Genomic DNA, 15,263 nt, shown 5'->3' with positions numbered 1-15,263 from the left:
TACCCGGTTACTGGGTTCAGGGGCATGGCCTAAATAACCCGGTGCCCCGAACCATACTTTTCCGGAAATCAGGGTGAAATCTTAAGCCCGTAATTCGAACTGTTTTCGGGGCCAGCCGTTTCCGGCATAACCGGAAGGTGTATTACGCATTCTGAAAAATGTATACTTCCGTAGCTCCCAGACCGTACTTTTGGTAATCGGCTTCGTAAAATTTAATATTTTCATATCTGCCAAAGAGGTATTCAAGTTCCATTTTCAGTATACCTTCCCCCACTCCGTGGATAAAGACCACTTTCTGAATACGCTTCCGTATGGCAAATTCCAGTTGCCGCCTGGCTGTGTCCAGTTGCAGGGTAAGCATATCATGATTGGTCATTCCCCGGGTAGAAGGCACCAGCTTATGGATATGAAGATCGACCTCCATTTTAGGGGCATCGCGTTCTTTAGGCCTCGCCCTCATCTTCACCCGTCGTTTATAAGATGCTTTCTCGGCGAGGTATTTATCAGCATCTGCCGAGGTTTCATGTAACAGGGAAGCGTCGTTTATTTTAATGACCTCTTCCGGGAATAACTGCAACTCAAATCCTTCGTCAGTAAGAATATGCAGCACCCGGTCGCGGACAGCCACTACTTTTCCCTTTAAGGAATCGTCTATGGTCTCTACCCTGTCTCCTGTCTTTATACCCTTCATTTGTATCAGTTGTAATCTCTTTAATTGTCGCGGGTATCATCTTCCCGTTCGTCCTGCCCGTTATCTTCCGGCCTGTTATCTTCCCGGGGATTGTCCTTTACCCATCCCGTAGTTGCCTTGTAAAGCCCGAACATGAGCAATACGAAGCCCAGTATCATTACATAGGGTATCTCCTTGTTCTCTTCCGCATCCTGTCCTATAAAGACCAGTAATCCTCCTATAACAATACAGATTACATACAATACGGGGCGATTTTTACTGTTCATCCTTACTTTTTCTCAAAAATAATATTAATTTAGATTCTGATAGACAAATACTTCATCGATTTTGGACGCGGAAAAATATATGTTGCCTTGTATCAACAGGCGGATTCTGGGATTTGACTGTCCCGGATGCGGACTGCAACGTTCCGCAGCCTTATTATTCGAAGGTGATTTTGCAGGGGCATTTAAAATGTACCCGGCCATTTATCCGTTGTTATTGTTATCCGCCTTCCTTCTGGCAGGTATCCTATGGAAGAGAAAAAACTTCTCCGCAATCACCACGGGTCTTGCCATTATAAGTGTGTTATTTATAATGGGCAATTACATCCTGAAATTCTTGTAACTTAACTTTAAAAATATGGAACAACAAAAATTACCTAACGCCGCACTCATCCTCATTTTAAGTATAGGATCACTGCTCTGCTGCTGTATTGGCGGGATAGGGGTTATCCCTGCGATCATTGCTCTTGTACTGGCTAATAAATCCATTAACATATACAAAGCCGAACCCGAACTTTACGACAACTACAACAGTATAAAAACGGGAAGGATTATTGCCATTGTGGGTATTGTTCTCAATATAGCTTATCTTATTTATACCATTGTAGTTATTGCGATATACGGTATAGATGGTATCATGGAGCAATACCAGATGCAGGAGGGTTACCAGTTTTAAAACAGTAAGGTGTTTCGGACCAGTTGCGCATTCCGCTTATCCGTTTGAAGGGATGACGGATCGTATTCGAAAAGTCCGGGGCCAATCCTAATAATACATCAAAGGCCGGGTTAAAGTCCGGCCTTTGACATGTATACGGCTTTTAAAAGCCCTGTTGCCGTATGGTCCTGACAAGGTTTTCCAACCCGTTAATTTTTATCTCCAGCATAGCTTCCAGTTGTTTTCCCAGGGTCCCGCCCGGAAAACCTTTTTGTTTAAACCAGACCAGGTAAGGCTCCGGGAGATCGGTAATATAAGTGTCTTTATATTTCCCGAAAGGCATTTTGGCCCTGGCGAGTTTTACCAGGAATTCCCGGTTATATTGCATTTCCATAGCACATGTTTGTTTGTCTTTTACAAAAGTAAACCATTCGCACAAAAAGGGTATTTATACCTGGGAATTCGTCCCTGTTTCCATACATTTTATCCATGTACATGAAAATTTTCTCACAACCTTAACAATATTTCGGTAGTTTAGTTAAATTTGATATAATTATTTTTTTCATTACCACCCCACATTTCACTTATCTCCGAAAGAGATAAATATTTTTTCATGTACACCGCGGCAGTAAATAACTGTGTCAAAATTGTGTAACACGTTGTTATTGCCGGGCAATAAAACAAATGCCTTTATGTATAACAAGGCTTCTCGGCCTTAAAAACTGATTATTTTATGAAAAAATTTTTAGCAGAATTTATCGGCACCTTCTGGTTGGTACTGGGAGGTTGCGGAAGTGCGGTACTTGCAGCGGCTTTCCCGGAACTGGGAATCGGCCTACTCGGGGTAGCACTGGCTTTTGGCCTTACGGTACTGACCATTGCCTATGGCCTGGGGCACATCTCCGGGGCGCACCTGAACCCTGCCGTATCCATTGGCTTATGGATGGGCGGGCGTTTTGGCGTACGCGACCTGTTTCCCTACATTATCGCCCAAATACTTGGTGGGCTGGTTGCGGCGGGCATTCTTTATGTCATTGCTACAGGAAATGGTAGTGAAATAGGGAATTTTGCAGCCAACGGGTACGGAGAACATTCTCCGGGCGGTTACAGCATGGGAGCTGCCCTGCTTACGGAAGTGGTAATGACTTTTATGTTTCTTATCATTATCCTCGGGGTAACAGATAAAAGAGCACCTTCGGGCTTTGCCGGTATGGCCATCGGGCTGGCGCTTACCCTTATACACCTTATCAGCATTCCGGTCACCAACACTTCGGTAAATCCGGCGCGCAGTATAAGCCAGGCCATATTTGTAGGTGACTGGGCGTTACAGCAACTGTGGTTGTTTATTGCCGCTCCTGTGGCGGGTGCTATACTGGCAGGGATCGTTTACCGTTTTTTCCAGGAGAAGGAAACGACTTCGGCACCTTATCAATAGTAAACTGAACAATATAAAATTTTCCATATACCTGTCATAAATGTGTGACAGGTATATCTTTTTTGCTCCCGGCCCGGGGAGGAAATTCAAAAAAGAATCAACTACCTCGAGGCAATCCCGATAATTATGGGGATGCGAGGTATTCAAACGAGCCAAACCTTAGCTCATTTCGATGCAGAGCCCTTCGATAAACTAAGGACAGGTGTTAGGGAATTAGACCCAATTTAATGAGATTAAAGTAATGCTTTGATAATATCTTCAACAGAGACATTTTCGGCTTCGGCCTTGTAGTTTTTTATGACCCTGTGGCGGAGAACTCCGTTGGCTACGGCCTGTATGTTCTCTATATCGGGAGAGAACTTTCCACGGACCGCCGCATGCGCTTTTGCCGCCAGGACAAGGTTTTGCGAAGCCCGCGGCCCTGCCCCCCAGTCTACATACTCATCTACAATTTTAGCTGACTGTCCGCTGTTGGGCCTTGTTTTACCCACCAAACGCACCGCATATTCCACAACGTTGTCTGCCACAGGTATCCTGCGTACCAGATGCTGAATATCCACAATTTCTTTTGCAGTGAACATGGGAGTTACTTTTACTTCTTTATCTATCGTAGTGGATTTTACAACATTTACCTCTTCTTCAAAAGTAGGGTATCCCAGTTCTATGGCAAACATAAACCTGTCCAGTTGTGCTTCGGGTAAAGGATAGGTGCCTTCCTGTTCAATGGGGTTTTGTGTAGCGAGTACAAAGTACGGAAGGCTCATTTTATAATTGTATCCCGCCACCGTAACCGCTCTTTCCTGCATCGCTTCCAACAGGGCAGCCTGGGTTTTGGGAGGTGTACGGTTTATTTCGTCCGCAAGGATAATATTTGCAAATACAGGTCCTTTTATAAACCTGAATTCCCGGTTGGCATCGAGGATCTCGCTTCCCAGAATGTCACTCGGCATCAGGTCCGGCGTAAACTGGATCCGTTTAAAGTCCAGTCCCAGTGCATCGGCTATAGTGTGGATCATCAATGTCTTTGCCAGCCCGGGCACACCTATCAGCAGGGCATGTCCGCCGGAATATATGGCCAGCAGTATTTCTTCTATGACCGCTTCCTGACCTATGATTACTTTGGCTATTTCCTTTTTGAGCTCAAGATATTTTTCTACCAGGGATTTCAGCGCGGAAACGTCAGACATAAAGTTTCGGATTTGAGGTATTTATTTTCTGATAAGTTCAATATAAAAACCGGCATACCGGGTAGATATGCCGGGAACGGTTTAATTTTTAACCCATTTATTAGAGAAATCGCAGTCCTTATAATCGGAGTTCACCATAATATAGGTATCCTCAATGGTTTTCTCCATCCACTCCCTGATGGCCTTTATCTGTTTTTCTTTCAGTGCCAGTTCCTTGATCTTCAGGTAATCTTTGACGTAATCCGCTTTGTGATCTTCATACTTGTTGGTTACCTTAAGTATTTTAAAGGTGATGCGCCCGGGACTTTTGGGGTCTTCTTCTTTATAAACCTGTGATACTTCCCCGGTTTCCAGATTACGCACCTGGTTATAGAGCGTCGGGTCCAGCTTGGTCAGTTCAAAACGGGTATCCATGTTACTGGGGTTACGCAATTGTCCGCCTTCGAACTTGGTTTCCTTCTCATCGGAATACTCTCTTGCGGCATCTGCAAAAGAAACTTCTCCGTTGATGATCTTTTCCCGCACTTCTTCCAGTTCTTTTTTGGTTTTATCCAATGCATCCTGTGGTATTTCGGGCATGAGGAGGATATGTCTCAGATCGAGTTCCTGCCCCCTTATTTTATCTATTTTTATAATATGCCATCCGAAATTCGTCTCAAAAGGATCGGATATTTCTCCTTCACGGAGGCTATACGCTACGTCCATAAATTCTTTGGCAAAGCCGGTGTGCTTGGTCACATGGTAAAAACCTCCCTTGGTGCTCGACCCGGGGTCTTTGGAGTACAGGATGGCCTTGGTGGCAAAGCTGGCGCCGTTCTCTTCGATATCCCTCTTCATCTCCCGCAGCCTGTTTACCACTTTCTGCTTTTCCTCTTCGGGAACTTCAGGCTCTTTTACTATTTGCGCTATTTCCAGTTCGGCACCGAAAACCGGACGTTCTTCTTCCGGGATATTGTTATACCACTGCCTTACCTCTTCGGGTGTGATCTCTATTTCATCCACCACCTTGCTCTGCATGTTTTCGGCCAGTACCCGTATTTTATTGATCTGGAAAAGTTCTTCCTTGAAACTTTCTTCATCCGATTTCTTATAGTACGCCAACAGGTTTTCCATCGTACCTACCTGGCTTACCAGGTAATTAAGCTGCTGTTCCGTCTGTGCCAAGATCTGTTTATCGGACACCTCCAGGCTGTCCTGTACGGCCTGGTGCGCATACAACTTGTCTTCCATGAGTTTACCAAGCAGCTGGCAACGGCTGATATCTTTTATAGACACCCCCTGATTCTGCAGATCTATATAACTCTTGTCTATATCCGATTCCAGGATAATGTAATCCCCCACTACGGATACCACCCCGTCTACTTTCACTTTTTCGCCGGGGGTCGGTCTACTTTCGGAAATTTCTTTCGGTGCTGCTTCACTTACCTGGCTCACCGCAGTGCTGTCCTGCGGCATCTCTGTGCTTATTGTTTCCACAGTTCCGGTAGTTTCCTTCGTTTCATTCGCATTTTCCTGTGCCCATCCCGGTTGCAGCATACAAATAGCAATTCCTGCAACAATCTTACTTATCCGATTCATAGGTTTGAAATTTCTTTTTTCTGACTGCCTCATCCATTATTTCTTTTTCCAGTTTCCTCAGGAATTCCAGTTTCTTACGATTCAGCAATATCTGTTTAATAGTAGGTTTGATATACGACATCGGGGCATTATCGTGGCGATGCAAAATATCGTTAATATAGACCAAATATACCCCTAATGAGTCTGTTAATTCAATAAAATTCGATTTTTTTATGTTTTTTTCATTTTCCTCGTTACCCAGAAGGGGAATCTTTTGAAAAATCTGGGAGGTCTTCACCCAGATAGAATCCTCCAGGGAATAGGATTTGAACTGTATGGCCATCTCCTCGAGTTCGGCCTTATCGGTTTCTCCGAATCTCCTGAATTTTTCCCGGACCTCGGCAAGCTTTTCAAAATCCGGGCTGACCTCTATGTAGCGAAAACGCCACAATTCTTCATTCAGTTTAAAATTGTCCTCGGTATTATTGTAAAAAGACTCTACTTCCGCATCGGTCACTGCCGTATCCATAGCGCTGTTTACCAGTGCTTCTTTATAGGTTGTGGTATACAGGTCGGTTTTGTATTCTTCGATAAGTTTCTCAAACTCCCTCAGCTGTTCTTCCGGCAGGTTTATCTTTGCCTTTTCCATGAAAAGCTGTCTCATCGCCCAGTTATTCACAAAATTATTCTTCACTACCAGGCTGTCTTCGCGGGACATATTCTCTCCGTAAATTCCCGACAGGTCTTTTTTATACAGGTAACTGTCCCCTACCCTGGCTACCGCATCTACTGTTTCATCGCTACGGAAATACGAACAGGCTCCCAGGTTGAGAACTATTATTAAACCAATTATACTTTTTCTTAACATCAAACCTCTTTTTAGTCCCCCACGGTCCTTCGCCAGGGGGCAACAGGCATATATCGGTTTTTTCCTGGTATTATTCGAGGGCAAACAAAAATAGTAATTCGATAAAATATCGCAAGTCAGGGCCCGGACGTTTAACAAAGATTTATGTAGTTTGTGGTTACAGGTTGCAGGTTAGACCGGTGTACGTCATCAAACTTGCAACCTGCAACCTGGAACCTGCAGCACTATTACCTCCTGCTGTAATTAGGGGCCTCTTTGGTTATAGCCACATCATGAGGATGGCTTTCGTTGATACCCGAGGCGGTAATTTTAACGAACTGCCCGGTTTCTTTAAGGGTCTCTATATCTTTGGCACCGCAATATCCCATACCTGCACGGAGACCGCCTATAAACTGGTGCATACTCTCCACCAGTTCTCCTTTGTAGGGCACCCGGCCAACAATACCTTCCGGCACGAGTTTTTTAATATCATCTTCCACATCCTGGAAATAACGGTCCTTACTTCCCTGCTTCATGGCTTCAACAGATCCCATTCCCCTGTAACTCTTGAATTTTCTGCCTTCGTAAATAATGGTTTCTCCCGGGGACTCTTTGGTCCCGGCAAGCAGTGATCCGAGCATTACACAATCTGCTCCTGCAGCAATGGCTTTCGGGATATCCCCGGTATACCGGACACCTCCGTCGGCTATTACAGGTACACCCGAACCTTTAATACCGGAGGCTACTTCCAGCACTGCCGAAAATTGCGGGAACCCTACCCCGGCCACGACACGGGTTGTACAGATAGATCCCGGGCCAATCCCTACCTTTACGGCATCCGCACCATTCTCCACCAGGTACCTGGCCGCTTCTGCGGTAGCGATATTTCCCACCACAACATCGAGTTCGGGATATGTTCTTTTAACTTCTTTAAGTACACTTACCACTCCCCTGGTATGACCGTGGGCGGTATCTATTATTATGGCATCGACCCCGGCATTTACCAATGCTTCGGCGCGTTCTACGGCATCTCCCGTAACTCCTATTGCGGCAGCCACGCGAAGCCTGCCGTACTTGTCTTTATTGGCTATGGGTTTTTGGGTAAGCTTGGTGATATCCCTGAACGTAATAAGCCCTACGAGCTTGTTTTCCGAATTTACTACAGGTAATTTCTCAATCTTGTTCTCCTGTAGTATCCCTTCGGCATCTGCCAAAGAAGTACCTTCTCCTACAGTTACCAGGTTGCCGGAAGTCATCACCTCCACTATCGGCCTGTTGTTGTTTTTCTCGAACCGCAGGTCCCTGTTGGTCACAATCCCTTTGAGATAACCTTCGTCATCGACAATAGGTATCCCTCCAATACTGTGTTCGGCCATGTTTTTCTTTGCATCGACTACTTTTGCCGTAAGCGGCAGAGTCACCGGGTCGATGATCATTCCGCTTTCCGCCCGCTTTACCTTACGAACTTCGAGAGCCTGCTGCTCGGCTGTCATATTTTTATGCAATACACCTATACCGCCCTCCCGCGCTATGGCAATGGCCATTGCCGATTCCGTAACAGTATCCATCGCAGCGGAAACTATAGGTACATTGATCGTTATGTTTTTAGTGAATTTGGTCTGGATATTGACCTCTCTGGGTAAGACTTCCGAATAAGCCGGAACAAGAAGGACATCATCATACGTCAACCCCTCTCCTACAATTTTTGAACTATGAGCTTTCATGGCGCAACTTATAAATTAGTTGCACGCAAATATACGTCAAATTTGGGGATTAAATAGGGGAAACGTATTAAAAAAACTATAATTGCAATGTTTAATGGTTACAGGTTTCAGGTTACAGGTTTCAGGTTTCAGGTTTCAGGTTCCAGGTTCCAGTCTAACCTGTAATCTGCCCTTCGGCTTTAGTTTCTGCCCATCCGGCGGGTATCCTGAGCTTGCTGAAGGGCTCAGAGACCGGGAGAATTGGTGATTTATAGTGTTTTGTTGTAAACTGATGATGGAAACTAAGTTTGGGAGTTCTGGAATTTTATAGTGAAGGTTTCCGTTTCAACTCCCTGACTAACCAACTCCGAACTTATCAAGAACCGGAAATACCCCTTAAGCTTTTAACCTTAAATGAAATTACTCCATTATAATGCGTTTGCCCTGGGGGATTAAAGGCCATTTTTTATTTTAAACATAAAATATGTTATTCCGTAAACTAGAAAGCAATACCATCCTTTTCATTAAAGTAACGTGAATAATGTTTAAAATGTTTGTCAATAATATCATTATCAATTATTTAAAATAAAAATATCGTCACTGCGACACCGAACGATAGTGAGGGGGTGGCAGTCTCCTGGCAGGTATGCGCATACTATTGGAAGTATGCTGCCTGCCTCATGAGATTGCCGCACCCAGCTTTTGGCAGGGTTCGCTCCCGATATCGGGAGACGCTTTTCAGTTATGGCATTGGGAAATATCTAAATCATCACTAATATAGCATCTGTTTATCAATGCTTTATACTTATCCATTATTCACGCTAAAGTAATTCCGGCAAAAAGAAAAGAGTTTGTACTTCTACTGCTGTCTGCCCGGAGTGGAAGGCGGAAAAAACAAGCAGAATGAGCGGGACAACCGTTCCGCAAAGACACCGATTGCTCCCGGAGCCGCCTCTTCGGTCTCCTGAGGAGGGAAATCCTGACGGCCATATGCAGCGATGAAATCAGAAATAGGCACCAAAGATCCTGGTCGCTTCATTATAGGCACTTTCAAAACTCATCGGAGAAAGCCCCGTGTCTGCTTTTTCAGCAGTAAAATAAGAAAACATTTTTTCTGTGGGCATATTACCGGTAAGTTCGTCCTTGGCCATGGGACAACCGCCGAACCCCTGTATGGCCCCGTCAAACCTGAGGCATCCGGATTTGTATGCCGCATCTGCTTTTTCGTACCAGGAAGCGGGAGTAGTATGCAAATGCGCACCGAATTCTATGTCCGGGTAAGCCGGAATAAGGTTGGAAAACAGATAGCGGATGACGTCGGGGGTAGAACTGCCAACGGTATCGGACAGGGATAATATCTTTACTCCCATTGCGGAAAGTTTTTCCGTCCACTCCGCAACAATTTCCACATTCCAGGGGTCCCCGTAAGGGTTCCCGAAGCCCATGGAAAGATAGGCTACCACTTCTTTACCGGCCTTATGGGCAATATCCAGTATTTCCTGTAAAAAAACAGTAGATTCCGCAATAGTCTTGTGGGTATTACGCATCTGGAAGTTTTCGGAGATAGAGAAAGGATAGCCCAGGTAATGAATTTCCGGATGGAGCACAGCATCCTCTGCCCCACGGACATTAGCCACGATAGCCAACAACTTGCTCTTTGTCCCCGAAAGGTCCAGGGCACCCAGGACTTCCGCCGTATCCGCCATTTGCGGAATGGCCTTAGGGGAAACAAAACTCCCGAAATCTATAGTGTCGAACCCCACACGCAACAGGGACTGTATATACGCCGCTTTTTCAGCTGTAGGTATAAAGGCCCGGATACCCTGCATGGCATCCCGCGGACATTCTATGAGCTTTACTCTATTCATTCACCAGGTAAAACATATCCATTTTCTCAGTGGTAAGTTCACGGAAATCATAAATCAAGAGATTGGCTGCGGAGAGATCCTGGTTCCCCGAATTCATGTTCCTGTATCCTATACATTGCATCCCTGCGGACCGGGCTGCACGGACCCCGTTCTTACTGTCCTCGATCACCACAAATTTATCGGGAGAAATATCATATAACTCGGATATTCTCAGAAAAATGTCCGGGAAAGGTTTTCCGTTGGCTACATGTTCACTACTTACAACATGATCAAAATAACTCCTGAGGTTTACCTTTTCCATAAAAATATCGATGAGCTTAACCGGAGAAGAGGACCCCAGGGAAAGGTTATAGCCTTCCAATTTCAAACGGTCGAGCAATTCGGAAATTCCATTGGTCAACGGAATTTCCCTGTTGTGTATAACCTGGAAAAAATATGCTTTATGTGCCTCCAGAAGATCCCGGGGATCACCGTTAAGGCCGAAATCCTTTTTGAGTTTTTCCCAGATCATTAATGCGCCCATTCCCACAAGGGTAAAATGGTATTCCCTGGTCACTTCCACCCCGATCCCCGCCAGCACTTCTTCCAGTATTTGCATATGAACGGGCTCGCTATCCACAAGTACACCGTCCATATCGAAAATAACATGTTTTTGCATAGGTCTTATTTTATTCAAATGTAAACAATTTGGGTTAGTTTATCACGGCTTACCGTATACAACAATCCTGTTCCGGGGGCAGAAGCCAATTTTACAATTTGCGGAGCAGTCCTTTGTTTATCCGTTTTACCAGTCCGGGGCCTTCGTATATGAAACCCGTGTAGACCTGGACCAGACTGGCCCCTGCTTCCAGTTTTTCCAGGGCATCGCCGGGAGAATGTATACCTCCCACGCCTATGATGGGGAAACTGCCTTTGCTTTCCCTATTCAGAAACCGTATGACCTCCGTAGAACGGTCTTTCAGCGGTTTTCCGCTCAGTCCCCCTACCTCTTCCTTCTCAGGAGACCTTAAGCCTTCCCGGGAAATGGTAGTATTGGTAGCTATTACTCCGGCAATACCGGTCTCTTCCACGATATGGACAATATCTCTGAGTTGTCCCTCGGTAAGATCGGGAGCTATTTTCAGTAATACCGGTTTTTTCCCGGTAGCCTGTAGTTTATGGTCTTGTAAACTGCTCAGTAGTTTTTTCAGGGGCTCCTTATCCTGCAAGGCCCTCAGGTTGGGTGTATTCGGTGAGCTGACGTTCACGACAAAATAGTCGACATAATCGTAAAGGGCTTCAAAACATATACGGTAATCTTCCGCAGCATCTTCGTTGGGTGTTACTTTGTTTTTACCTATATTCCCCCCCACCAGGACGCCCTTGTTTTTCCTGAGACATTTTACGGCCTCTTCCACTCCTCCGTTATTAAATCCCATCCTGTTTACAATGGCGGTGTCGGCACGTAAGCGGAACAATCGCCTGCGCGGGTTTCCGGGCTGGGGTTTCGGGGTCAGGGTCCCGATTTCGATAAATCCGAATCCAAAACCCGAAAGTTCGTTGAACAGCCTGGCATCTTTGTCAAATCCCGCGGCAAGGCCAACGGGGTTTTTAAATTTCAGACCGAATACCTCTCTTTCCAGGCTCGGATCGTTAACCGTATATATGCTTTTAAGCAATGCCCGCATACCGGGTATCTTATTTACCGCTTTTATAAAGGCGAAAGTAAAGTGATGTACCTTTTCGGGATCGAACTGAAAAAGAACGGGACGGATGAGAGATTTGTACATAAAACAGTATTCTTGTGCCGCAAAAATACGTGAAAAGATGAAAATGACACGTCTTTGTCCGGAACAACTCCAGGAAATCCTCAATTAACCCCATAAAAAAACCCTTCGGAAACGAAGGGTTTTGCTTGAGCCGGCAGAGGGATTCGAACCCACGACCCCGAGATTACAAATCACGTGCTCTGGCCAACTGAGCTATGCCGGCCTCAAGTATGCCTTAAAAGCGGTGGCAAATATAAAATGGATTTTATTTTCTGCCAATCTTTTTTTCAAAAAAATTATGACAACTTGTTTACTTTTTCGATCAGCGCATTGGCCTTTGTCTCCAATTCCTCGTTAACTGACTTTAAATGAGCAGTTCTGTTCTCCACACTTTTATCGTTCACTTTTTCGATCAGATCGTCAAAAACGTCGATAGCTTCGTCAATTATTGCATTTCCCTCTTTGGAATTATTATTATCTGTCGCAGTTTCCCATACGTATACCGCTTCTATAATATCTCCCAAAACAGAATTGATCTCTTTCTTCAGATTCTTAACACTTGCCATGATATATTAATTTTTTACAAATTTAGATTTTTTACGGTAATTTACCCGATGTATACTTCCAATAGTTTGGCTTTATCCGAAATGAGGTTAACCATCTCCGTCGTTGCCGGGATCAATACGGTTTCTCCCTTCCGTACCTTTTCGGTTATTTCCCCTATAGCTATTTCGGCTTCCCCGTCCACACACATATAAATACTAAAAGAGTCCCTGCCTGTTATATCGTGTTCGAGATGGCCTTCCACATCCATATAATTCGTAGTGAAATAAGGACATTCCACCATGGTATTGGACACGTTCTTCTCTTTGGTATATGCTACTTTAAAATCGTCTTTCTTTTCATAATCAATAGCATCCAGGGCCTGTTCGGTATGCAGTTCGCGGGTATTTCCGTCCTTGTCCCTGCGGTTAAAATCATAGATGCGATAGGTTACGTCGGAAGTTTGCTGTATTTCGGCCAGTAATACCCCCGCTCCTATGGCGTGTACTTTTCCTGTATTTATAAAAAAAGTGTCACCCTCTTTTACCTTTTCGTAATTCAGGATATCGGTAAGGGTATTTTTTTCCAGATTGGCCGTATATTCTTCTTTGGTCACATTTTTGTTGAACCCAACGATCAGTTCGGCCCCTTCATCGGCCTGCATGATGTACCACATCTCGGTTTTTCCGAAAGAGTTATGTCTTTTTCTTGCCAGCTCATCATTAGGGTGCAGTTGGATGGACAAATCCTGTTTGGCATCGATAAACTTGATAAGGATAGGGAATTCGGTCCCGAACCGGCTTAATACACTTTCTCCCAGCAATGCCGCACCATGTGTATCCATAAGTTCCTGAAGGCTTTTATCTTTGTACGGACCATTGGCCACTACGGAAACATCTCCCGGTACTGCCGACAGTTCCCAGCTTTCCCCGGTAATATCGCTGCTGATCTCTTTTCCGAGCACATCACGTAACTTGGTTCCTCCCCAAAGGCGCTCTTTAAGAATGGGGGTAAATTTTATAGGATACGATTTCATCTGTAATATATGGTTTGTGTTTTTGTTGCTGATCTTGTGTGGTTCCTTCATGTTTTCAGGTCCCGGTATATGTAACGAAATTCCGGGGAGTTTCGTACAGGACGACTTCGAGATCCAGATCGGGTTTTATGAACTTGCGCAGTTTGTTCCAGATCACCACCGCAATGTGTTCGGCAGTAGGATTAAGCTCCTCAAAGTCGGGAATGTCGAGATTGAGGTTCTTGTGATCAAAGACATCTTCTATTTCCACAGCTATCAGGTCCTTCAGATCCTTTATGTCCATAACAAATCCGGTTTCCGGGTCTACCTCCCCGGTAACGCTTACGATGAGTTCGTAATTATGGCCATGATAGTTGGGACTACTGCATTTGCCGTAGACTTCCTCGTTTTTTTCGTTGCTCCATTTCGGATTGTGCAGTTTGTGTGCTGCATTAAAATGGGCTTTCCTGCTTACCTTTACCCTCATAGCGATGCGTTTTGCATTAAGTGCCCGTAAAATTTATCAAAAATAATCTTAAACCATGCCGTATACAATTCCGGGTGAAGTTCCACATCCTTTTTGACCTCCTCCGGATAAACCCACTTCCAGTCCGCCACTTCATCCGGATTAGGGTCCGGAGTTTCATTGTATTTCCCTATCAGCACATGATCAAATTCATGCTCGGTCAATCCGTTGTCAAAAGGCGCCTTGTATATAAAGGAAAAAATTTCCTCGAGGCCGGTGGTAAATCCCATTTCCTCCATCAGCCGTCTTTTACCGGCTTCTACGGAACCTTCTCCTTCTCTCTGGTGACTACAGCAGGTATTGGTCCAGAGGCCCGGTGAATGATATTTTGTCTTTGCTCTTTGCTGTATCATGGTCTGCCCCTTGTCATTCATAACAAAAACGGAAAATGCCCTGTGCAGTAATCCTTTTTCATGGGCTTCCATTTTAGGCATTAATCCCTGCGGTTCGTCTTTTTCATTTACCAGTATGACCTTTTCTTCCTGCATGTGTAGCTTTTTGTTCTGTTTAACAAGGAGTCAAAAATACAAAACCCATACCAGCCGTCATAATGAATTCACGGACACTTTTTAAAGTCTATGGGTCCCGGCAGGTAATGAAACTGGTTTTTGGCTATTAATGAGAGTTAAGGATCGGATTTTTGTTTAGGCTAAAGATCAATCCATTGTGATTTTTCCGTCGGGTTATCAGATTATTGAGTTACTGAGTTATTTAGGCAATACCTATAAACTCAATAACCAGCAACTAACTTGCAAAAAAGTATATCCGCCTGAAGGCTATAAAAGTTTAATTTCAGCCTTTAATCCGCATTATTAAGGAATTGTATTCTAAGGGCTGGTATCCCGGCACAACGCCCTGAATGTCTTGCTTCCGTCCGTCAAGCAGCTTCATGTACAGAGGTAATTATTCCTGCCCTTACTGTGTTAAACGGCTTGTCCTGTAAGGGATGATTTTTAATGAGAAAAACTAAACCACCCCCGGACTGCAAATCAAAAGGTTGGAAAGTGATGGCACCACTATCGGCCTTCCGGTAAAAAACACACCTGCCTTTGCCGCCGGACCGGTGTCCCGTATTTCCCGTCGGATGATCCGGGACCTGTTTTTTACCATTTAAGGGATTACGTTTACACCGAACCGGTTTGAGTCAGCCGCTAAACCATTCCCTTTAGCGGTCAACCGAATTCCTTTAGCCGCTAAACCATTCCCTTTAGCGGTCAACCGAATT

General features: G+C 44.8%; 16 protein-coding genes, 1 tRNA gene and 1 pseudogene. 3 read left to right on the top strand and 15 right to left on the bottom strand.

Annotation, left to right across the window (positions count from 1 at the left end; all coding sequences use genetic code 11):
* Positions 1–142: 142 nt before the first annotated feature.
* Both ED312_RS00125 and ED312_RS00120 read right to left on the bottom strand, forming a co-directional pair.
* Positions 143–691, bottom strand: a complete 549-nt coding sequence (locus ED312_RS00125; RefSeq protein ID WP_123213960.1) for a Smr/MutS family protein — start codon at positions 689–691, stop codon at positions 143–145.
* A gap of 20 nt (positions 692–711) precedes the next feature.
* Entirely contained in the window at positions 712–957 is a 246-nt protein-coding gene (locus ED312_RS00120; protein ID WP_123213959.1) for a hypothetical protein, read from the bottom strand.
* A gap of 61 nt (positions 958–1,018) precedes the next feature.
* On the opposite strand from ED312_RS00120, the gene ED312_RS00115 reads away from it, so the two are divergent.
* Together ED312_RS00115 and ED312_RS00110 are read left to right on the top strand one after the other, a co-directional pair.
* Positions 1,019–1,297 (top strand): DUF2752 domain-containing protein, encoded by a 279-nt coding sequence (locus ED312_RS00115; RefSeq protein WP_240642962.1) that lies wholly within the window; start codon positions 1,019–1,021, stop codon positions 1,295–1,297.
* Between the two features lie 15 nt (positions 1,298–1,312).
* Positions 1,313–1,630, top strand: coding sequence for a CCC motif membrane protein (locus tag ED312_RS00110; protein WP_123213957.1), 318 nt, complete (start codon positions 1,313–1,315; stop codon positions 1,628–1,630).
* A 142-nt stretch (positions 1,631–1,772) separates the two neighbouring features.
* Here ED312_RS00110 and ED312_RS00105 read toward each other — a convergent pair whose 3' ends face one another.
* A complete protein-coding gene (locus ED312_RS00105; RefSeq protein WP_123213956.1) occupies positions 1,773–2,003 on the bottom strand; it encodes a DUF3820 family protein in 231 nt (76 codons plus the stop codon).
* 336 nt (positions 2,004–2,339) lie between these two features.
* Between ED312_RS00105 and aqpZ the strand changes: the two are divergent.
* A pseudogene (gene aqpZ, locus ED312_RS00100) lies at positions 2,340–3,044 on the top strand (aquaporin Z); the annotation flags it as partial.
* Between the two features lie 233 nt (positions 3,045–3,277).
* Here aqpZ and ED312_RS00095 read toward each other — a convergent pair.
* The 12 genes from ED312_RS00095 to idi all read right to left on the bottom strand — a co-directional run bounded on the left by ED312_RS00095 (position 3,278) and on the right by idi (position 14,526).
* The gene (locus ED312_RS00095) at positions 3,278–4,231 is read right to left on the bottom strand and encodes an AAA family ATPase (protein WP_123213954.1); all 954 of its coding nucleotides are present in this window, start codon (positions 4,229–4,231) and stop codon (positions 3,278–3,280) included.
* Positions 4,232–4,312: 81 nt separating this feature from the next.
* A complete protein-coding gene (locus ED312_RS00090; RefSeq protein ID WP_123214184.1) occupies positions 4,313–5,809 on the bottom strand; it encodes a peptidylprolyl isomerase in 1,497 nt (498 codons plus the stop codon).
* Positions 5,793–6,656 (bottom strand): peptidyl-prolyl cis-trans isomerase, encoded by an 864-nt coding sequence (locus tag ED312_RS00085; protein ID WP_123213953.1) that lies wholly within the window; start codon positions 6,654–6,656, stop codon positions 5,793–5,795. The genes ED312_RS00090 and ED312_RS00085 overlap by 17 nt, the downstream gene beginning before the upstream one ends.
* Before the next feature lie 227 nt (positions 6,657–6,883).
* On the bottom strand, positions 6,884–8,359 hold the full coding sequence (guaB, locus tag ED312_RS00080; protein ID WP_123213952.1) for an IMP dehydrogenase: 1,476 nt from the start codon (positions 8,357–8,359) through the stop codon (positions 6,884–6,886).
* A 983-nt stretch (positions 8,360–9,342) separates the two neighbouring features.
* Positions 9,343–10,206 (bottom strand): hydroxymethylglutaryl-CoA lyase, encoded by an 864-nt coding sequence (locus ED312_RS00075; RefSeq protein WP_123213951.1) that lies wholly within the window; start codon positions 10,204–10,206, stop codon positions 9,343–9,345.
* Positions 10,199–10,864, bottom strand: a complete 666-nt coding sequence (locus ED312_RS00070; RefSeq protein ID WP_123213950.1) for an HAD family hydrolase — start codon at positions 10,862–10,864, stop codon at positions 10,199–10,201. The genes ED312_RS00075 and ED312_RS00070 overlap by 8 nt, the downstream gene beginning before the upstream one ends.
* Before the next feature lie 91 nt (positions 10,865–10,955).
* Complete coding sequence (locus ED312_RS00065; protein WP_123213949.1) at positions 10,956–11,975, bottom strand: quinone-dependent dihydroorotate dehydrogenase; 1,020 nt, start codon at positions 11,973–11,975, stop codon at positions 10,956–10,958.
* Between the two features lie 128 nt (positions 11,976–12,103).
* Positions 12,104–12,177 (bottom strand) — tRNA-Thr (locus ED312_RS00060).
* A 73-nt stretch (positions 12,178–12,250) separates the two neighbouring features.
* A complete protein-coding gene (locus ED312_RS00055) occupies positions 12,251–12,520 on the bottom strand; it encodes a hypothetical protein (protein WP_123213948.1) in 270 nt (89 codons plus the stop codon).
* A 41-nt stretch (positions 12,521–12,561) separates the two neighbouring features.
* Positions 12,562–13,533, bottom strand: a complete 972-nt coding sequence (locus ED312_RS00050; protein WP_123214183.1) for a type I phosphomannose isomerase catalytic subunit — start codon at positions 13,531–13,533, stop codon at positions 12,562–12,564.
* Between the two features lie 55 nt (positions 13,534–13,588).
* Positions 13,589–13,999 (bottom strand): 6-pyruvoyl trahydropterin synthase family protein, encoded by a 411-nt coding sequence (locus ED312_RS00045; protein WP_123213947.1) that lies wholly within the window; start codon positions 13,997–13,999, stop codon positions 13,589–13,591.
* Complete coding sequence (gene idi, locus ED312_RS00040; RefSeq protein ID WP_123213946.1) at positions 13,996–14,526, bottom strand: isopentenyl-diphosphate Delta-isomerase; 531 nt, start codon at positions 14,524–14,526, stop codon at positions 13,996–13,998. The genes ED312_RS00045 and idi overlap by 4 nt, the downstream gene beginning before the upstream one ends.
* Positions 14,527–15,263 lie beyond the last annotated feature (737 nt).

It is taken from the genome of Sinomicrobium pectinilyticum, from assembly GCF_003725735.1.
In the GTDB taxonomy this organism is placed as follows: Bacteria; Bacteroidota; Bacteroidia; order Flavobacteriales; family Flavobacteriaceae; genus Sinomicrobium; species Sinomicrobium pectinilyticum.
The sequence above is the reverse complement of the archived record's forward strand: the minus strand, read 5'-3'. Positions and strand labels throughout refer to the sequence as shown.